The 19,474-nt window shown below is 68.1% G+C and carries 19 protein-coding genes and 2 tRNA genes; 9 read left to right on the top strand and 12 right to left on the bottom strand.

Features of this window, described 5'->3' with window-relative positions:
- The first annotated feature begins 130 nt into the window (after positions 1-130).
- The 3 genes from VF746_26250 to VF746_26240 all read left to right on the top strand — a co-directional run bounded on the left by VF746_26250 (position 131) and on the right by VF746_26240 (position 1,669).
- A complete protein-coding gene (locus tag VF746_26250) occupies positions 131-292 on the top strand; it encodes a hypothetical protein (GenBank protein HEX8695944.1) in 162 nt (53 codons plus the stop codon).
- Positions 293-334: 42 nt separating this feature from the next.
- Entirely contained in the window at positions 335-1,513 is a 1,179-nt protein-coding gene (locus VF746_26245) for a DUF5677 domain-containing protein (GenBank protein ID HEX8695943.1), read from the top strand.
- Positions 1,514-1,595: 82 nt separating this feature from the next.
- Positions 1,596-1,669, top strand: a tRNA-Arg gene (locus VF746_26240).
- Between the two features lie 642 nt (positions 1,670-2,311).
- Here VF746_26240 and VF746_26235 read toward each other — a convergent pair.
- The 10 genes from VF746_26235 to VF746_26190 all read right to left on the bottom strand — a co-directional run bounded on the left by VF746_26235 (position 2,312) and on the right by VF746_26190 (position 11,485).
- Positions 2,312-2,653, bottom strand: coding sequence for a cyclophilin-like fold protein (locus VF746_26235; GenBank protein ID HEX8695942.1), 342 nt, complete (start codon positions 2,651-2,653; stop codon positions 2,312-2,314).
- A 429-nt stretch (positions 2,654-3,082) separates the two neighbouring features.
- Complete coding sequence (locus VF746_26230) at positions 3,083-3,481, bottom strand: cupin domain-containing protein (protein HEX8695941.1); 399 nt, start codon at positions 3,479-3,481, stop codon at positions 3,083-3,085.
- Positions 3,482-3,721: 240 nt separating this feature from the next.
- Positions 3,722-4,639 (bottom strand): aldo/keto reductase, encoded by a 918-nt coding sequence (locus tag VF746_26225; protein HEX8695940.1) that lies wholly within the window; start codon positions 4,637-4,639, stop codon positions 3,722-3,724.
- Between the two features lie 195 nt (positions 4,640-4,834).
- A complete protein-coding gene (locus tag VF746_26220) occupies positions 4,835-6,034 on the bottom strand; it encodes an MFS transporter (GenBank protein ID HEX8695939.1) in 1,200 nt (399 codons plus the stop codon).
- Positions 6,024-6,872 (bottom strand): SDR family oxidoreductase, encoded by an 849-nt coding sequence (locus VF746_26215; GenBank protein ID HEX8695938.1) that lies wholly within the window; start codon positions 6,870-6,872, stop codon positions 6,024-6,026. Before VF746_26215 ends, VF746_26220 begins: the two co-directional genes overlap by 11 nt.
- A gap of 363 nt (positions 6,873-7,235) precedes the next feature.
- Positions 7,236-8,012, bottom strand: a complete 777-nt coding sequence (locus VF746_26210) for a dihydrofolate reductase family protein (GenBank protein ID HEX8695937.1) — start codon at positions 8,010-8,012, stop codon at positions 7,236-7,238.
- A gap of 2 nt (positions 8,013-8,014) precedes the next feature.
- Positions 8,015-8,515, bottom strand: coding sequence for a cupin domain-containing protein (locus tag VF746_26205; protein ID HEX8695936.1), 501 nt, complete (start codon positions 8,513-8,515; stop codon positions 8,015-8,017).
- Positions 8,512-9,252: a GNAT family N-acetyltransferase gene (locus tag VF746_26200; GenBank protein ID HEX8695935.1), complete on the bottom strand. Its 741-nt coding sequence runs from the start codon at positions 9,250-9,252 to the stop codon at positions 8,512-8,514. Before VF746_26200 ends, VF746_26205 begins: the two co-directional genes overlap by 4 nt.
- Before the next feature lie 5 nt (positions 9,253-9,257).
- Positions 9,258-10,001 carry an SDR family oxidoreductase gene (locus tag VF746_26195; protein HEX8695934.1) on the bottom strand — a complete coding sequence of 248 codons (744 nt, stop codon included), beginning with the start codon at positions 9,999-10,001 and terminating at the stop codon, positions 9,258-9,260.
- A gap of 272 nt (positions 10,002-10,273) precedes the next feature.
- Positions 10,274-11,485 (bottom strand): alpha/beta hydrolase, encoded by a 1,212-nt coding sequence (locus VF746_26190; GenBank protein ID HEX8695933.1) that lies wholly within the window; start codon positions 11,483-11,485, stop codon positions 10,274-10,276.
- A 170-nt stretch (positions 11,486-11,655) separates the two neighbouring features.
- On the opposite strand from VF746_26190, the gene VF746_26185 reads away from it, so the two are divergent.
- From VF746_26185 to VF746_26175, 3 genes are all read left to right on the top strand, one after another.
- Positions 11,656-12,570: a LysR family transcriptional regulator gene (locus VF746_26185; protein HEX8695932.1), complete on the top strand. Its 915-nt coding sequence runs from the start codon at positions 11,656-11,658 to the stop codon at positions 12,568-12,570.
- 591 nt (positions 12,571-13,161) lie between these two features.
- Positions 13,162-13,237 (top strand) — tRNA-Arg (locus VF746_26180).
- 126 nt (positions 13,238-13,363) lie between these two features.
- Complete coding sequence (locus VF746_26175) at positions 13,364-13,837, top strand: GNAT family N-acetyltransferase (protein HEX8695931.1); 474 nt, start codon at positions 13,364-13,366, stop codon at positions 13,835-13,837.
- Between the two features lie 250 nt (positions 13,838-14,087).
- Here VF746_26175 and VF746_26170 read toward each other — a convergent pair whose 3' ends face one another.
- Both VF746_26170 and VF746_26165 read right to left on the bottom strand, forming a co-directional pair.
- Complete coding sequence (locus tag VF746_26170; GenBank protein HEX8695930.1) at positions 14,088-14,312, bottom strand: hypothetical protein; 225 nt, start codon at positions 14,310-14,312, stop codon at positions 14,088-14,090.
- Between the two features lie 665 nt (positions 14,313-14,977).
- Complete coding sequence (locus VF746_26165) at positions 14,978-15,202, bottom strand: hypothetical protein (protein HEX8695929.1); 225 nt, start codon at positions 15,200-15,202, stop codon at positions 14,978-14,980.
- A 72-nt stretch (positions 15,203-15,274) separates the two neighbouring features.
- Here VF746_26165 and VF746_26160 point away from each other — a divergent pair, with 72 nt between their 5' ends.
- From VF746_26160 to VF746_26150, 3 genes are all read left to right on the top strand, one after another.
- Positions 15,275-16,153 (top strand): hypothetical protein, encoded by an 879-nt coding sequence (locus tag VF746_26160; protein HEX8695928.1) that lies wholly within the window; start codon positions 15,275-15,277, stop codon positions 16,151-16,153.
- A gap of 54 nt (positions 16,154-16,207) precedes the next feature.
- Positions 16,208-16,699, top strand: coding sequence for a hypothetical protein (locus VF746_26155; GenBank protein ID HEX8695927.1), 492 nt, complete (start codon positions 16,208-16,210; stop codon positions 16,697-16,699).
- A 349-nt stretch (positions 16,700-17,048) separates the two neighbouring features.
- Entirely contained in the window at positions 17,049-19,391 is a 2,343-nt protein-coding gene (locus VF746_26150; GenBank protein ID HEX8695926.1) for a CHASE domain-containing protein, read from the top strand.
- Positions 19,392-19,474: the final 83 nt, after the last annotated feature.

Genomic DNA, 19,474 nt, shown 5'->3' with positions numbered 1-19,474 from the left:
CGCTTGCGGCCGTCGGCGAGGGCGTTATCATTCGTTTGCGGTATTGGAGCACGGCACTCGGCATCCCCAGGCACGGTCACTCGGAGCTGGCCATTCCGGCTTGCTCGGCCTTCAACTGGAGGATGGCGAGATGACGAAGCGCAGCAGCGACCGCCCGCAGGCGGAAATCGACAACCGGGCCAATCAACTCAACCCCGAGCACGATGCCTACTGGCAGTCGCGGGGCGAGGATGAGAGGCCGGAGGATTGGGAAGACCGTCTCGCGGAGCAGGAGACCCGGTCGGAGAAGTAGCTGCCGCTCCAGAGCCGTGGAGGGGCGTACGGGCGCCAGCTCGTGCGCCCCTTTCTTTTCTTCAAAATTCCTATGACGAACGTGCCAGAACCGGCGGATCCGGTGATCCGCATGGAAATGACGCGAGATCCTCTCCTCCAGTCCCTCTGGGCGGAGTACTGCCAGCACCAAGTCGCTCAGGGCTACGATCCCAACACGCCCTCTCCATACACTCGTTCGTTCCGCGACTTCGCCAATTATCGGATCGAACCATTTCTCGAAGGCGCCGGCCGCGCCCAGTACGAGGGCTGGAAAACGGTGGGGGCGTCGGAGATCGCGATCCGCGCCGAGGAGCGCGGGGATGTGGCGGGCCGTGTGGCGCGGTGGTGGGGCGAGGCGCTTGATCTACTTGATCAGCTCCTCTCGGTTTCCGAGGAGTTCGGGATGTTTCATATCAAACGGTTGGCTTCGGCGCCTGACCGCTTCCCCCGGACGTACCCGCTGCTGATCGATCTCCATTCGCGCGGGGTTCAGGTGGGCGAGGAGACGCTCGCGCTTCTCAGGTGCGGATTCGCGGCGGGCGCGGAGGCGCGCTGGCGCACGCTCCATGAAACGGCAGTTGTCGCGGCGTTCATCGCGAAGCATGGGACCGAGACCGTGGAGCGCTACGCGGAACACGACCACGTGCGGGTGAAGAAGGCCATGGACAGCGAGCAGGAGCATCACCGCGAACTCGGGCTCGAGCCGTACACAGACGAGGAGATGAAGGAAGCTGCTGACCGGTACGAGGAGCTGCGTCGGAAGTACGGAGCCGTGTTCCTGGGAGACTACGGGTGGGCAGCCCATGCGCTCGGGCGAAAGCCGGACGGAAAGCCGCCAACGTTTATGGACATTGAAGCCAGTTTGAACCTGCGAGTGCACCGGGCAGCATACAAATCGGCCAGTCAAGCGATCCATGCCGGTCCGGGAGCACTGGTGGACAATCCGGGGAAATCGGAGGGTGCGACGCCTCTGTTTCTGACGCGTGGCACGGAATTCGGGTTACTGGAACCCGGTGCGCGGACGGCAGGCTCGCTCGGGCTCCTCGCGCGGGCGCTCATGGAGTGGCGCCCGTTCCCGTTCGACAGGATCGCACTTCAGGCGATGGGCCACATGGTCATGGAGGTCGGGGCGAGGTTCTTCGCCTGCGAGCGGCGCCTGTCTGAGGAGATGGCCCGCCGCCAGACAGAAGACGCGCGCTAGGCTAGTAGCCGGTCTGCGTACGGTCACCCCACCGGGTGTGGAAAAGAATCGCAGATTGTGCTAGATTTAGCGCCACATCAGCGGGCCCGTAGCTCAGGTGGATAGAGCGACTGCCTCCTAAGCAGTAGGCCGCCGGTTCGAGTCCGGCCGGGCCCATGTACGAACGGCCACGCTCCCCGAGGGGAACGTGGCCGTTTTGATTTACGAGCACTTGCGTCCGGCTGAAATCCTGCCGGCGCTGTTGACCGACCGGAGAAGCGATTGTCGATGGCACAGCCACTCGCGCCAGCGCTTAATCAGTGTAAAAAGAAAACAAAGTCGGCTAGTAGGCCCAACGTCCCACCTACGTTCTGGAACCCGCTCTGAAATACACCCGGCTAGTGCGCTAAAGGGTTTTGGCAAATCGGCTCGCGCCCGCTTGAAAAATAAACTCGGCTAGTGTAGTGCACGCCCGCTAGGACAGTCCACTAGCAAGCAGCAGAGCCCCCCCATTGTGGCCCGAGGCTCTGTCCTATCACCCTTCCGTCCGTCCCTAGTCTGGACACGGGAATAGGCGAACAAGATCACGCCGGGGGAGTCGGCGCGGCACGTGTGGGGCACAAGGCCGTTGGCCGGCCGATCCCGGTCGGCCGGAGCCCGCCACCGCGCGCGCCGAGACTGAGACTTTCGATCCGCACGAGTACAGACCGGGCGCGCCCGTCCTATCGGTTACTCTACCGGAGGACATCATGAACGTCGATGACCTTCCCTTCGATGTCGTTGCTCGTCCTCGTCGTCATGAATGGAGTAGCCGACATCTTAGTTCAGGGAAAACCCGACCTTTACTCCGCGCGGGCCGAGCGCCTGTGGCAAATCCGCGGGGTCGTCCACGCGGCCGAGGCGAGTGTACGAGTACGAGGAGTTGAACGTCGCGTAGAACACCACCAGGGTGGTGGTGCCATACAGCATGAGGTCGCCGCGCTGGATGGTCCCTGGGCGCGTCGCATTCGCAGGCAGCGCTTCCCCTAGGTCGGCATGCTTCTCATTACCGTTGAGCTCGCTCATTTCGAGCATAAGGGGCAGTCGACCCGCGAACGCACGAGCGGCTGCGTTGTCGGCTAAAGTGATGGCGAACCGACGGTCGCCGACGGTCATCCACATGCGTGTTTCCTCCGGTCTCGCGGATGGCGGTGCGGCACCCGTGACAACTGGCGGCGAGCTAGACTTCGAAGCTTGGCTGGCTTCGCATCCGCCGAGCACGAGCAGGCCGAGCAACATGCTCAGTCCGAGCAGAACTCGCAGGTCCGGCGCTCGGACATGGTGGGTGTCCCCGACCAAGCGAACGTGGTCGCCGATGCGGAGCGTGCTTATGGACAGAGTACCCTCTTTTCGTCTGCGCGTGGTGCAACCTACCTGGTCCTGCAGAGCCTGCCCCTGGCGTACCGCATCGCGACACCCGGCCGGACTGCCTCGACGGTCGCGCGTACTCGCAGCCCGCTGGCGAGTCTGGGTCTTCCGTCCCACGAGCCCGATGGTGCGGTAAGCTCGCTCGAGAGGGCGGCCGGCCGAGACAGCCCACGCCACAGCGTTCTACTGACCCCGGTACTGGTCGTCGGTGACGTGCTCCATCCAGATTGCTGACTCCCCGTCCAGCGCCTCTTGGATGGCAATGTGCTGCATGGCCGTCGTGGCAGAGGCGCCGTGCCAATGCCGCTCCCCGGGGTCGAACGACACCACGTCCCCGGGGCGGATCTCTTCGACGCGGCCGCCCTCACGCTGCACCCAACCCAGCCCGAAGGTGACGATCAGCGTCTGCCCCAGCGGGTGCGAATGCCACGCAGTGCGAGCGCCGGGCTCGAAGGTGACCGCGTTGCCGGCGGCCCGCGCATCTCCTTCGGGGTTGAAGAGCGGGTCGATGCGGACAGAGCCGCGGAACCACTCCGAAGGCCCTGCCATCGAGGGCGTTGAGCCCGCATGCTTGATGTTCATCTTGATTCTCCTCTGACCACTAAAGGGTCGGTAGCAGGCGGTTGCGATTGCTGGCCGATGAAGCTATTGAGTCCGTCACAAGCCATATAGAGGCTCGAGGTGCACAGGCTGATGACTCTGAGTTGACAACGCGGACGAGAACGATAGCGTCCCGTGGTCGGGGCGGCGGCAGAGGAGCGAGTGGCGACCAGAGCCAGGTCGGCGTGCCTTGCGCCTCTCGGTTCCGCAGAAGCGTGTGGTTCACCGCGGCTCCTGGGCGTAGTGCCCCTCGACGGAGATCGGGAACATCGCGGGATGGACGGCCTGGGGATCGGGCCCGCCCCGCATCCCGGTGTCCAAGGCGTCGATCTCCACGAGGTTCGTGGGGCTCAGCGCGAAGTCGAAGACCCCGAAGTTCTCCGCGATGCGCTCGCGGCGGACCGACTTCGGGATAACAGACAGCCCGTGCTCGATGTGCCAGCGGAGCACCACCTGCGCAGCGGTCTTCCCGTACTGCGTGGCGAGGCGCTGGATCGTCGGATCCTCAAGGAGGTGCCTGCCCTGGCCTTCGCCATGCGCATACACGTTCACGCCGCCGAGCGGCGACCAGGACTGGGTGACGACCCGGAGGTGGCCGTCGGCCTCGCGCACCGATCTCTGGTTGAAGTACGGATGAAGTTCAACCTGGTTGACGGCGGGCACCACGCTGGTGCGTGCGAGCAGATCCTCGAGGTTGTCGGGGCTGAAGTTGCAGACGCCGATCGCCAGCGCCCGTCCCTCCGCGAGCAGCCCCTCCGCTGCTCGGTAGGAGTCGACCGTCCGTGCGAAGTCTGAGGGCACGGGCCAGTGCAGTAGGTAGAGGTCCACGTATTCGAGCCCCAACCGCTGGAGGCTCGCGTCGAAGGCGCGGAGCGTTCGCTCGTAGCCGTAGTCGCTCATCCACAGCTTGGTCTGCACGAAAAGCTCGGCACGGTCGATTCCGCTCCTGCGGATGCCTTCGCCGACCTCTCGCTCGTTGAAGTAGGCCGCGGCGGTATCGATCATCCGGTAACCGACGCCGATGGCGGCCTCAACCGCTTTGACCGTCTCTTCCGGGGTGCTCTGGAACACGCCCAGCCCGAAGGCCGGCATCGCGACGCCGTTGTTCAGCGTCAGGAGGGGGCTGATTCCATTCGTCATGTGTGTTCTCACTCGTCAATGCGTTCGATGATCACTAGCTGGGGACGAACTCTGTGCACAGGTGGCGCAGGTCACTGGGCTAGTGCGTTGAATCTCGGGCATCATTCACGGCTCCACCCGACCATCTGGGCGTACCGGCCACCCGTGGCCGCGTCGTCTCTGCGCATGCGGAAGGCCGGCCTCCGGGCGGCCTTGTCAGGGAGTTTCTGGCCTCTTGCGACCCGAGCCGACGGCAGCGATCAGGGCAGACGCACAGAGTGCGGCCGAGCTAAGCGCGAAGGTGCTTCGGTAGCCGCTCGCGTCGTAGAGGAGGCCCCCCGCGGTGGCTCCCAGTGCGATCGCCAGCTGGATGACCGCAACCAAGAGCCCACCACCGGCCTCCGCGTCATCCGGGAGCACTCGGCTGAGCCACGTCCACCATGCGACAGGCGCTGCGGTCCCGAGGAGCCCCCATACAGCGAGCAGGACGGCGACCGCGACCGGGGAGCTGCCCAGCCCCGTGAGTGCAACCGCGATCCCGGCCATCAGGATCGGGATCACGATTAGCAGGCTGTTCAGCCGGGTTCGGAGTAGAATGCCGATCACCCAGGTACCGACCACCCCTGCGGCTCCCGTCAGCAGCAGGATAAGCGAGAGCGCCGAGACGCCGACGCGCGTTACCGTCTCGAGGAACGGCCGCAGGTAGGTGAACAGGGCGAACTGCCCGAGGAAGAACAGCGTGACGGCAGTCATCCCCAGCGGGACATTCCGCCGACGCAGAACCCTGAAGACGGTTCCGCCTCCGGAGGTCCGCTCCGAAGGCATCGACGGGAGGGTGGCGAAGAGCCAGGCGAGTGTCGCCGCGGCAAGCGGCACCACCGCGAAGAAGGCACCGCGCCATCCGACGTATTGGCCGAGGAAGCTGCCCAGCGGCGCGGCAACGGTGGTCGCGAGCGCATTGCCGCCGTTCAGCAGCCCGAGCGCACGTGGCACGTCCGCGGGCGGGACGAGTCGCATCACGGTGGCCGCCGACATCGACCAGAACCCGCCGATGACCACACCAACGAGGGCACGGCCCGCCATGAAGACGGGGGCGCCGGGCGCGAACGCGACCATGAGGCCGGAGACGATCATCAGCACCGTCAGCCACAGCAGGACCGTGCGTCGATCGATCCCGCGCGTCGCGGACGAGATGCCCAGGCTCGCCAGGACTGCGAAGACTCCGGAGACCGCGATCGCCTGACCCGCCTGACCTTCGGAGATGTGCAAATCGAAGGCGATCGGCGTCAGCAGGCTGACGGGCATGAACTCGGACGCGATCAGCGTCGAAACGCAGAGGGTAAGGGCGAAGACGGCACCCCACCTCGGGAAGACCGGCGCGGCTGCGTCGCTCTCGTGACGAACCCTAAGTTCCATATTCCCAGCCGTCGTGGGCGAGCGCTGTGGAAAGCTCCCGATGGGCAGTGGCCTCCTTGCGGAGCCGCTCCGCCTTCTGAAGGACGGCATCTACCGCGTCACTCCCGGCGGCCCATCGGGCTGGCGGTGCCGGGGAGTCGAGCAGCGTGATCAGGGCGCGTCCCAGCTTCGCAGGGTCGCCCGACTGCTTCCCGTTCATGCTCTTCCAGAGCGCGACCAGGTGCCGGGTGCGCCCGGCATAGTCCTCGATTGAAAGCGCGGGCCACGTCGTCGACGCCTCCTCGAGCAGCCCGGTGCGGAAGAACCCGGGTTCCACGACCGTGGTACGGATCCCGTAGGGCTCCACCTCCTGGTTCAGGGCCTCCATCCAGCCCTCGAGTGCGAACTTCGAGGCCGCGTAAGCCGAAGCGAATTCGCCCGCGACGATTCCCGCCGTGGAGGAGATTGTCACCACCTGGCCGCCCCGCTGGCGGCGCATTACCGGGAGCAACGCGCGAGTCACGTTCAGCGCGCCGAAGAAGTTGACCTCCATCTGCGCGCGGAACTGCTCGGCGCTCAACTCCTCGAAAAACCCGGCCTGGAAGCTAGCGGCGTTGTTGATCAGAACGTCGACCCCGCCGAACCGCTCGGCTGCTGCGGCCACGGCCGCCGCAACGTCCTCGGGAACCGTGACGTCGAGCTTGGCCACCAGCAGGTTCTCGGCGCGGCCCACCGCCCGCTCGACCTCCTCAGGGCGGCGCCCCGTGGCGACGACCCTGTGCCCTGCGGCCAGTGCTGCATGGACGAAGTCGACGCCCATCCCGCGTCCAGCGCCCGTTATGAAGTACACCTTGCTCATGTTCTGTCCTCCGGTAGGTAGGCAGCTGTCAGGTCTCCAGCGAAAGCATCGAGGCTCGACCCTGCTCAGCCCTCTACGGCCGTAAAGCTATGCCTGGCCCGGAGTGAGAAAAACGAGACGGAAGTTCTCAGGCTGATGCCTGAGGGTTGACAATCCCCGGTGCCGATTCGACCGGTTGAGCGCGAGCGGGCCACCAGGCAGAGTGCCCCGGTGGCCCGTCCGATCCTTCAGTCGCAGAACGCCCAAATTGCCAGCGCCGTGCGGCTCTGACGCAGTAGTTCTATTCGTCCTCAAAACACCACCACCGGGCGCCCGCGCATGCCACCTGCGCAGCATGTGCTTCGCACTACGAACTCCTCGGCGTCAATACCCCGGGGCCGATCCTGTGCCGCCGCGCGTTCGCACCCTCACGCGTTGGCGACCTCTGCCGCGCGCGCAGTGATCCGGTAGCGGAGCCAGAGGACATCGTCCGCTCGGTGTTCCACGCTCTCCAGGACTAGCCGGTGCGGAACCCGCCTCCTCACCGGGGACATCGAAGACTGTGGGCGTACCAGAACGCCCGTCAGCCACGGGGGCCAGCAACAGGCTCAGCTCGTCGATGAGTCCCGCGCGCAGGAAGCTCCCGTTGATGCCGCCACCGCCCTCGAGCATGAGCGTCCGCACGCCGAGCCGAGCTCCGATCTTCTCCAGCGCCAGCGCCAAATCGACCTCCTCGGTTCCGGCGAGCAGGTACGAGACGCCACGCTCACGCAGAAGAGCGAGATACTCATCCGCGACGCGGTGCGTGAGCACGGCGACGACATGGTCCCCTTGGAGATTCCCCGAATCCCATAGGAGCTTCCCTCGCGGGTCGAGGGCGATGGCAAAGGAGCCGTGCGCCCCGGGGGACGCGAAGTCCTCGCGTTCGGGCCCTTCGTATTCGCACGTCACGTCCGCGTCGGACCGCGTACCCGCCGCCAGGTGCTCCATCGTCACGCGCCCGCAGATCCAGCCCTCCGGCTCGTAGCTCGAGTGCACCTGCTCGTACTGCCCGTACCCCTCCTTCGAGAGGGGCCATCCTCCGGTGACGATGCGTCCATCAACCGCTGAGATCATGTGGCAGATCACGCGTGGGCGGCGGGAAGCCGGTTCGTTGTTCATGGTCAGTTGGGATCGGATCGTTGCCCGGGCGCCGCGGTATTGGCCAGATACTGCTCGTCGCTGACGTGTTCCATCCAGCGCACAACCTCGCCGTTCACAGCCTCCTGAATGGTGATGTGGCTCATGCTGTTCGCGGTGGTGGCCCCATGCCAATGCTTCACGCCCGGCGGTGTCCAGATCACGTCGCCCGGGTGGATCTCACGCCGCTGGCCTCCCCATTCCTGCACCCAGCCGGTCCCGGACATCACGATGAGGGTCTGCCCCGCCGGATGGCTGTGCCAAGCGGAGCGGGCGCGTGGCGCGAAGGTGACCTGCGCGGCCGCAGCCCGTGTGTGTGGGGTCGGGGCGAACAGTGCGTCGACCAGCGCAGACCCGGTGAAGTACTGTGCGGACCCAATTTCGGAGGGGCGGGCGCTAACCGGCGTGATCTCGATCTGCTGACTGTGGACGGGGACGGCGCCGATGGCGGCGAACGTGATCCCGAAGACAAAGAGGTGTTTCATGATTGATCCTCGCCTCGAATAGCTTTTAGGTATATCCGCCGGTGCCTCCGGCGCTCGGTCCGGTCCCCAGTAACACCCTTCACTGCGCCGGAACGATCCTGACGGCTGGGCACGGGGTCCGCCCAGCGATCATCCGGGCCTGCGAGCTGATCATTCAGCTCCCGCGTCATCTCGAGCATGGTGGAGCGAAAACCCGCGGCAGAGAACAGGCGTTGCCCCGCGAGGTTGGCCGTCGCGGTCAAAAGGACCATGCGCGGCGCACCCCGCGACGTGAGTTCGGACACGATGGCATCGAGCAGCAGGCGGCCGACGCCGCACCGGTGGTGCCTCGGGTCGACCACGATGTCATACAACACACCGGCGGGACCGCGAAGGGCCATGCAGTCCGTCCCTTCGAGCGCCGCGTAAGCGTAGCCGACGACGGCCCCGTCCAACTGCGCAACCAGCATGACCACATTGGGATCTCGGAGCTGGCTTCCGAGGAAGGACGAATACTTGGACTCCGTCCCTGGTGCCGCGGCCACGAAGCGCCGGGGATCAGATTCGTGGTGCATGCGCATGAGCAGCGCGCCAAGCTGTCCGAGCGTGTGGAGGTCGCTATCCGTCGCCCGGCGCACCCCGACCTCGTTGGCTGGTGGCGGGGCGTTTCCCAGCGTGTCAGCACGAAGCGAGAGCCGCTGGAGCCCCGGGCCTCCGATCACGGAAAACAGCGCCGTCCGCCCCCGCTCGTTTGCCATGGGGCTCACCACACCTGGCTTGCCGGACCAACCGTGAACTCGTTGATCGTTGTGTCTTCCGGCATGTCGATCGCGACGGCTACCACCCGCGCGATTCGCTCCGGCGAGATCCCGAACTGCTCGTAGAGCTGCGTCATTCCCTCCGCCGTGGGCTTATCGCTGATCGTGTTCAGCAGCTCGGTGTTGATGGCGGCCGGGTAGATCGTGGCCGTGCGGATGTTCGTCCCTTCTCCGGCGCTCTCCATGCGGAGGACCTCCATGAAGTCGCGCACGAACCACTTCGTGCCGCCGTAGACCGCGCCACCCGGATACGCCTTCAGGCCGGCGACGGAGGAGTTCGCGATCACATGACCGGACTTCTGCCCAATGAACGTCGGCAGCACCGCGGCCACTCCGTTCAGCACGCCCTTGATGTTGACGTCCACCATCTGGTGCCACTCGTCGGTCTTGAGCTCCGAGAGCGGCGAGTTCGGCATGATGCCGGCGTTGAGGAAGATGACGTCCAGTCGGCCGAACTCCGCCTTGGCGAGATCGACGATCGCCTGATTCGCCGCGGGATCGGTCACGTCGAGCTCCTGATAGGCCGCGTTCCCGCCTGCAGCCCGAATGTCGTCAGCAATCTCCTTCAACTTCTCGGTGCGCCGCGCGCCCAGGACGACCTTGGCACCCTCGCTCGCCAGGAGCCGCGCGGTTGCCTCGCCGATGCCCGACGAAGCGCCGGTGATGATGACGACCTTGTCCTTGATCATGATGGTTCCTGCTTCCTGTGGTCGAATTGATCACGGTGTGGGCTGCTCGCGCTGCGTGACAGCCTCCGGGCACTCAAGCTACGCGCACGATTGGTTCGGATAAATCGCATGGCAGGCGACACCCTGTGTCCTTGCGGTTCTCAATCTTGGGGGCTCCTGCAGGCGTGGCAGAACGCTCCCCGACACGGCGCCGAGGAGCGTTCTCGATTGCCTCGAGTGGAGGCAGGGGATCGTCGCGCCCTCTCAGCGGAGGCAAGGGGCGAGGAACGACCTCAGTTGGCTGGCTGGCGCGCGCTTAGGTTCCTGTTGAAGAACTCCGCGAGCGCGTCGAACGGGATCTTGTCCAGCCGGTCGTACAGATCCACGTGGTCCGCATCGGGCACGATCAGCAGCTGCTTGGGCTCGGAAGCCATCCGGTACACGTCCTCCGAGTAGTAGCGCGAGTGCGCGTTCTCACCGGCCACTAGAAGGACGGGCCGCGGCGAGATCATCTCCAAGTTCGCATACATTGGGAAGTTGAAGAATGACATCGGCGTCGTGGCCGTCCATGCCGTAGTCGAATTCACGCTCCGGGGATGGAAACCCCGCTCAGTCCGGTAGTAGCTGAAGAACGCAGCGGTCACGGTGTCCGCACCATCGGGCAGAGACTCGGGAAGGCCCCGGTCACCTCGTACGATGTTGTTCTGTGCGTCGAAGGGCACCTCGTGGTAACCCCGCGCCGGACGACCGGCTTCTGCGTCGGCCCAGCGCTGCTGGCTGATGTAATCGATGACCCGGCGGCGCTGCTCCGTCGTGTAGCTGTCCCTGTAACCACGGCTGATGCTGCGGGACATGTCGTACATCGAAGCCGTCGCCACCGCCCTAATGCGGGAGTCGCTGGTGGCAGCGGTAAGGGACATGCCGCTGTAGCCACAGATCCCCAGCGCGCCAATGCGGTCACGGTCAACCGACTGATGGAGCCCCAGGAAATCGACGGCCGCGCTTACATCCTCGGTATTGATGTCCGGAGAGGCGACGTCGCGCGGCTCACCGCCGCTCTCGCCTGTATACGACGGATCGAAGGCCAGCGTGACGAATCCGCGCTCGGCCATGGTCTGGGCGTACAGGCCGGACACCTGCTCCTTCACGGCGCCGAACGGGCCGCTGACCACCAGGGCGGGCAGCCTCCCGGTGCCGCGGTTCCGGGGGAGGTACAGGTCGGCAGCCAGCGTGATTCCGTACCGGTTGGTGAACGTGACCTTCTGGTGGTCAACTCGGTTGCTCCTGGGGAATTTCTTGTCCCACTCCTGGCTCAGCTGGACGGACCCTGATTCGGTGGGACGCTGGGTGGTGGTCGCCTCGTGCGCCGCGGAGTTCGGACTCGATTGCGTTCCTCCACAGGCGCTGAGGAACCCCGTCATGGCCACAAGGACGGCGCTGGAAATCGAGAAACTGCGAACCATCAAGCTTCGCGAGCCGATGGCGATCACTGGGTCGTTGGTCATGGGAGCTCCCTTATCGAGTTTGTCTCGCTGATACGGGCCCCTCCCAGGAAATCGGCCACAAGCATGATTCCCGGCAGCGGAGGTTGACCCGATCGCCCAAGGAACCTATCTCGGGTAGTAGCTCGCATAAACGAGACGAAGGTTCTCACCCTGATGCCTGCAGGTTCGCAATGGCGGATGTGACCGATGGAGTGCCCGAGTTCGTCGCGATCGTCGAGGCCGGTGGCTTCCGTGCGGCGGGGCGGCGCCTGGGAGTGACGGGAACGGCGCTGAGCAAGGCACTTCGCCACCTGGAGGAGCGGCTCGGCGTGACGCTTCTTCTCCGGACCACGCGGAGCGTGCGGCTCACCCCCGCTGGCGAGCAGTTCTACACAGCGTCCCGGCGGGCGCTGGACACGCTGCAGACCGCGGCCGCAGCCGTGGGCGAGATGGCGGACGTGCCCCGCGGCCTGCTGCGCCTGAACATCAACAGTGGGGCCGAGGGGTTCCTGAGGGGGCCGGCTCTGGAGGGGTTCCTGCGCGCGAATCTGGAGGTGCAGCTCGACATCATCGTGGACGAGGACGTCGGCGACATCGTAGCGGCCGGCTACGACGCCGCGGTGCGTCTGGGCGAGGTGATTGAGCAGGACATGATCGCCGTCCCGGCATCCGGTCCGCAGCGGCTCGTCGTGGTCGGCGCCCCCTCGTACTTCGCCAGGCACCCGCGACCGGAGCACCCGCGAGACCTCGCGCAGCACGCATGCATCAACTGGCGTCCGGGACGGGACGCCGCGCCCTACCGCTGGGAGTTTACAGAGCCGGGCGGCGATGACTTCTCGGTCGCCGTGCCGTCGCGAGTCGTAGCAAACGACTTCCCCGTAATGATGCGAATCGTTACCGCCGGGCTTGGGCTGACTATCGGTATGGGCGACGGGGTGCAGCCCTACCTCGAGAGGGGGGAAGTGATCGCAGTGCTCGAGGAGTTTTGTACTCCCTTCCCCGGATACTACCTGTATTATCCGCAGCGCCGGCAAGCGTCATCCGCGCTACGTGCGCTCATCGACTACCTGCTGGAAATGCGGCGCCGCAGCCACCAGGGCCGCTGACCGACCGAACGCCGCTGCCCAGGACGCGGAGCGAAAGCCCCGCCTGCGTTCGTGGGCGCTCCTCTTGCCCGGAAGGCCGAGGACTCGTTGCGCTGGAGGAGGATGAACGGCGAAGAACCTGGCTCGGAGGCGCTCGGCGCCCAATACGCGCGGGCTGTGGAACCCGCTCCACTGCGCGGCGCGGATAGAAACCAACCTTGTCCCTGCGGGTCCGGACGTAAGTGGAAGCGGTGTTGCGGAGCTCCGGGGCAGCGGGGGAACTGAAAGCGGCATCAGCAAGTCAGTCTCGGCGCCGTCCGCGACTTGGCCCAGAAGATTGACCGGCAGCGTAAGTCTCCTCCCGCACAGGTGGCTGGAGATCCGCGGGTCCATGCCGTGCGTGACTCGGCCGCCCCGCAGACCGAGGCACCATGGCGCAGACCGACGAGAGCAATCAGGGCAGCGGCCGCTGCCTTTACTGCGCCATAAGGATCGACCGATAGCTCGATTGGGGCGAGCCAGTAACAAAACGGAGTAACAAAACCGGTAACACGCGGTGATCTCCAGTAACGCCGGGTTGCGAAAATTCCGCAGAAATGCTAGACTTTTGTTGCCTCCGTGACGCGACGTAACGGGCCGTCGGCGTTTCCTAAACCGTAGGTCACAGGTTCGAGTCCTGTCGGGGGCACTGACCAGGTGGGCCGCTGAAAGCTACTCGGCTTTCAGCGGCCTTCTGGTTCCACGGATGTGCCCCGGTGAAAACCGCTCCCTGAAGCTGCACCGTCAGGCTCCACTTCGTCCTGCCGCAAGCTCGATGACCGCACTGCTGATCCGCGAGACGCGGGAAGAAGACATCGACAGCCTCTTCGACATCCGGGCGCGGACGAGGGAGAACCCCATCTCGCGCGAACAGCTCGCGGCGGTGGGCATCACGCCCGCCTCGGCGGCCGCGGGGCTGCGCTCCGGAGACGTGAAGGGCTGGGTCTGTCTGGACGGGGCGCGCGCGGTCGGCTTCTGCAGCGCCGATGCGGTCGGTGGGGAAGTGCTCGTGCTGGCGGTGCTGCCCGAGTACGAGGGCAGGGGCGTAGGCAAGCGGCTCCTCGCCGAAGCGGTGGAGTGGCTCCGCTCGCGCGGCTGCGGCCGGATCTGGCTGGCGGCGAGCCCGGACCCGGGCGTGCGCGCGCACGGCTTCTACCGATCCCAGGGCTGGCGGCCGACGGGAGAGCGTGATGCCCAGGGAGACGAGATCCTGGTGTTCGAGGAGGAGCGAAACGGGTCCCGAACCTGAGTCGTCCTGTCGGGGCACCTCATACCAGATCCGGATGAACAGTGGGTGATCAGACGGGGCGCGTCAGGCAATCTGCTCGACTCGCCACCCACCAGAACCGTCGAGTAGATCCCTCGGGTCGCTACCGCTCCCCTCGGGATGACATCGGTTCGGTCGAACGTAAACTACTCAACGGATCTGGTATCAGATAAAAGCGCCGCAGCGACTTCGCTGCGGCGCTTTCGTTCGTTGGATGACGCCCTTCCGCCGGTCATGCCCCGCAGCGGCCGGTGCACTGGTAGCAGAGCGGGTATCCCGTGTCGCAGCTCGTGCCGCCGCAGGTGCGCGGGTAGCCGCAGCTGTACTGGGGCGACGTGGGGCAGCCGGCCCCCGTGAGGTCGTTGCCGTGGACCGTGCCGCTCGCCTCCGCCTCCCGGGATTCCAGCTCGAAGGGCTCGACCCTGAGCTCGTCGGGGTTCAACCTGAGCTTCTTCATCGGTCCTCTGCGCGTTAGGGGATGGGCTTCCGGACGCGAGGCGTTCGCGTCCGGGATCGATCGAGACGCCGAATCCAGCGGGGGCTCCCGGCGCGTCCCGGTTCTCGCGGGATCGGCCTGCGGAGCATGGCGCTTCGGCCGCTCCCATCTGCGGCCATCTTTACAGAAACCCCGCCATCCCGAATCCGCAAGGTCTTTTTTCCGCAGCACCTGGCTCTTCACCACGCGGAAGGCTCCGTCGCCGCGAGCAGCCCCTCGTCCCTTCCCGTTTCGTTGGCGGCAAACGGATGTCCCACGGGCGTTGGGCCCGCGGGACGGGTGAACCGGAAGCGCCGCGGCGGCCTCGCCGCGGCGCTTTCCGTCGTATTCATCCCGGTCACCCCCGTCACGGTTGAAGCCGGGGAAGCAGCGACCTACGTTCTCGCGCGGCTTCGCTCATGAACCCTGGACGGAGGCCCCCCGCCCATGGAACGCGTACCGGCAGCACCGTCGTCGCGGGCTTTCACACTCGTCTCCTCCTGCGTCTTCGCCATCCTTCTCAGCGCCGCGTGCGGCGGCGGCGATGGCGGCGACGCGGGCGATGCGCGCGGCGGGGAGGGACGGCGGGCCGGTGCACGCAGCGCCGCGCCTCCCCCCGTCCGGGCGACGGCGCCGGACGCCATCGCCTACGTCGGCGCGGACGGCCGCGAGCTGCGGCTGGTGCAGCCCGACGGCAGCGGCGGCCGGCTGGTCTGGAAGGAGGCGGACACGATGTACTCGGTCGCGGCGCCCGCGTGGAGGCCCGACGGCGGCGAGATCGCCTTCACCAGCAACCACGAGATGGCGGTCTCGCTGTACGAGCGCGACGTGTACGCCGTGGCGCCGGACGGGAGCGGGCTGCGCAGGATCACCAACCCGCCGGCGCACCCGGAGCTCGCCTCGCGGCCGAAGGCACGGTCACCGTCACCGTGCAGAGCGCCACCATGGACACAGGCCCGTTCTTCATCTACGTCGCCGGCGCGCCCGGGCCGCAGCAGGTCTCGCTCACGGTGGGGATGGGGAAGAAGCTGACCTTCACCGGCGTGGCGGACCTGGGCGACGGCGTGGCGCAGCCGGTGGTGGCGATCAGCGGGATCAACCGCTGGTGGGACGCCGCGGCCGCGGCGGACGTGCGGGCGGGCCGCACGGTGGACGCGGGGACGCTGACGCTCTCGGGCGCGGTCGAGCACTTCGGGGCGGACGCGCCGTTCTGGCGGGCGGACGGCGCGAAGGTCGGCTTCTTCCTGGGCCCCACCTGCCTCCTGCGGCAGGTGCCGGCCGCGGCGCCGCCCGGGCCGTCGTACGAGCCGCTCCTGGACCCGGAGGTGTTCGGCTCCGTCTGCGCCGCCGACTGGGGGCCAGCGTCCGCGGCGGACGAGCTCCTCCTGGCCGACCCGCGCGAGTTCACCGAGTCGGGGACCACGCACGTGCTGCGGGTGAAGGAGGGGGCCCGCGAGCGCGGCGCGCCGGTGGCGAGCTTCGGCCGCTACGTGCGCGTCACCGACCTGCGCTGGCTCCCCGACGCCTCGGGCTTCGTCGTGGCCCGGCAGGACGACCTGCTGGACGAGGACGTCAACCTCTACCGCTTCGACTTCGCCACGAAGCAGCTCGCGAAGCTCACCGACTTCACCGGCGAGTTCGTGCGCCGCTTCAGCCTCTCGCCCGACGGGCGGAGCGTCGCCTTCGAGCGGGTGCGGGGCGGGAGCATCCACGAGCTGGCGACGCTGCCGTCGGAGGTGTGGGTGATGAATCTCGACGGCTCGGGCCCGCGCCTGCTGGCGAAGGAGGGCGCCTATCCGGCCTGGAACCCGCAGCGCAGGTGAGGGCGCGGTGACTTCTCTCCCAAACGTCTTCGACCGAATCCCGGGATCGAGCTCATGAGCACACCCGACCCGCCCCAGGAATCCGCCGCCAGCGTCGTCTGCCCCAACTGCGGCAACCGGAACGGGCCGGACGCGGAGCGCTGCTACAACTGCAGCCAGCTCCTGGGCGGCGCTCGCACGGCGCGCACGGCCGACGAGGGCGGGGTGCCGCAGGCCCGGCCCGTCCAGGGCGGCTACCCGGGCGAGCTCTCCGCACCGTTCCTGGAGGTGCTCGGCTACCTGATCATCGTCTTCGGCGTCATCCTGGGGATCTGGACGATCTCGACGCTGGGGACCACCGAGCTGCCGGCGTACGACGCGCTCGGCGTCTACACCGGCGGCGGGAGGCGGGCGAACGGCCTGGGCTGGATGCTGGGGATCGCCACGATCGTGCAGTCGGTGATCGCCGGCACGCTCTGCTTCACCGTCGCGGCGACGGCGCGCAACACCGTCGAGCTGCGCCGCGCGCTCGACCGGCAGGCGAAGGCCCCCGCGCCGGGCGGCTGAAGCCGCTGCAACAACTGCGGGAAGCCTCGCAAACTGCGCGAGGCTGCGGGGCGAGCTTCCAGCCGCCAGGCGAGGTCCGGAGGCCGCGTTCGGCGCCGGCACGCCGATCTCGGGCGCGGAGCGCGCGGGCGCAGCCCGCCAGTCCGCGCAGGCGGACTTCGTGTGGTTGTTGCCGCGAATTCATTCGCCCAGCCCCCCTCGCACTCCGCGTTCCCCACCCATCCATCTCACCGGCGGACGGCGCGGTAGTGACGTGTCGCCACGGAACTTGCGTCGGGCGGCGCAGTCCCGGGCCCGTGACGCGGCTGAGCCGCGATGACGAGCCGTCCGAACCCGCCGCCCGAAGGCCGTGACGCCGACCGCCGCCGCTCTCCCGTCCCCGCCGACCGCGCCGCCGCGGCGCCGCAGCCGGGTGCCGTACGTGGTGCTGGCGGTGTCGCTGCTGGCCACGCTCGCGGCCACCCTCGCCGCGGCCGGGTTCACGCGCGCGCGCGACCAGGCGCGCTTCGAGAACGCGGTGCAGTCCACGCGCGACCGCATCCAGGACCGCCTGGACACCTACGTGGCCCTGCTGCGCGGGGGCGCGGCGCTCTTCGACGCCAGCGGCGAGGTGACCAGGGACGAGTTCCGCGCCTACGTGGGGCGGCTGCGGCTGCGCGAGCGCTACCCGGGCGTGCAGGGGATCGGCTACACCCTGCGCCTGGCGCCGGGCCGGGCGGCCGCCGTGGAGGCCGCCGCGCGCGCCGACGGGCTGGCGGACTTCCGCGTCTGGCCCGGGACGCGGGCTCCCGAGCGGCACACCATCCTCTACCTGGAGCCGCTGGACGAGCGCAACCGCGCGGCCCTGGGCTTCGACATGTCCAGCGACCCCGTGCGGCGCGAGGCCATGGAGCGCGCCCGCGACCGGGGCATGTCCACGCTGAGCGGCCGGGTGACGCTCAAGCAGGAGATCGAGAGCGCGGAGCAGGCCGGCTTCCTGATCTACACCCCCGTCTACCGCGGCGGCGGCGTGCCCGCCACCGTCGCCGAGCGGCGCGCGTGGCTGGAGGGCTTCGTCTACGCCCCCTTCCGCGCGGCCGACCTGTTCGCGGGCGTCTTCGGCAGCGAGCGCCAGCCGCGCGTCACCTTCCAGGTCTACGACGGCGCCGCCGTCCGTCCCGCGGCGCTCCTCTACGACTCGCGCGGGGAGCTGCCGCCCGAGCGCCGCCCCGCCTTCACCGCCGTGGAGCGGATCGAGGTGGCGGGGCGCCGGCTCACGCTGGCGTTCCAGTCGCGCCCGGCGTTCGAGGCGGGGCTCAACCGCGTCTTCGTCCCGGGAATCGCGGCGGCGGGGCTCGCGCTCTCGCTCCTGCTCTTCGGCATCGGCCGCGCGCAGGTGAACGCCCGCGCCACCGCCGAGCTGCGCGCCGAGGCGCTCCGGGTGGCGCTGGCCGAGCGCGAGCGGCTGGTCTCCATCGTGGAGAGCAGCTCGGACCTGATCGGCTTCGCCAGCCCCGAGGGCGAGGTGCTCTACCTGAACCGCGCCGGGCGCCGCCTGCTGGGGCTCGCGCCCGGCGCGGGGGCGGGGAAGCGGGTGGCCGACTTCTTCGCGCCCGGCGAGGCGGCGCGGCTCGAAGGCGAGATCCTCCCCGCGGTGCGCGCGGGCGGGCGCTGGCAGGGGGAGACGCGCTTCCGCGCCCTGGAGACGGGCGACGAGGTGCCGGTGCAGTTCACCCTCTTCACCATCCCCGACCCGCAGACGGGGGAGACGATCGGGCTGGGGACGGTGACGCGCGACGTGACGCCCGAGCTGCGCGCCCGCGGGGAGATCGAGGCGGCGCGCGGGGTGGCCGAGAGAACGGCGGCGCAGGCGCGCGAGCTCGCGGCCCGCCTCAAGGCGCAGGCGCTGGAGCTGGAGACGCGCGTGGAGCAGACGCAGGCGCTGAACCTGGAGCTGCAGCGGGCCAACCGGGCGAAGGCGTCGTTCCTGGCCACCATGAGCCACGAGCTGCGCACGCCGCTGAACGCGGTGCTCGGCTACTCGGACCTGCTGCTGGCGGGGATCCCCGAGGAGCTGTCGGAGGCCACGCGCCGCCCGGTGGAGCGCATCGCGCTGGCGTCGCGGCACCTGCTCTCGGTGATCGAGGAGATCCTCTCCTACGCGCGCATCGAGGCGGGGCGCGAGACGGTGGAGCTGGAGGAGGTAGCGCTGGACGACGTGCTGCGCGAGGTGGTGGCGATCGTGGAGCCGCTGGCGGCGGGGAAGCGGCTGGCGTTCCGCGCGCCGGAGCGGGTGGAGCCCGAGCGGCTGGTGACCGACGCGCGCAAGCTGCGGCAGGTGCTGGTGAACCTGCTGGGCAACGCGGTGAAGTTCACCCAGGCGGGGGAGATCGGCTTCCAGGTGTGCGAGGCGGACGGGTGGGTGGAGTTCCGCGTGCGCGACACGGGGATCGGGATCGCGCCCGACGACCTGGAGCGCATCTTCGAGCCCTTCCGCCAGGTGGACGACGCCACCACGCGCGTGGCGGGCGGCACGGGGCTGGGGCTGGCCGTCTCGCGCCACCTGGCCCGGATGATGGGCGGCGACGTGGAGGTGATCAGCGCGCTGGGCGAGGGGAGCGTCTTCACGCTGCGGCTCCCCCTGCGCGTGCCCGCGGGGGCGATGGCGGGCGCGGGCGGCGACGGCGGGAGCGTCGGGGCGGGGCGCGGGTGAGGGCGGCCCGCGGGGCCCTCTCCCTGGCGCCTGGGGCGCCTGTCCCTCCCCCAAAACGGCCTGGGGGAGGACGTCCTCGCTTC

The sequence above is a fragment of the Longimicrobium sp. genome, assembly GCA_036389795.1.
GTDB lineage: Bacteria > Gemmatimonadota > Gemmatimonadetes > Longimicrobiales > Longimicrobiaceae > Longimicrobium.
Note: the sequence above shows the minus strand (reverse complement) of the source record. Positions and strands in the feature narration are given on the sequence as shown.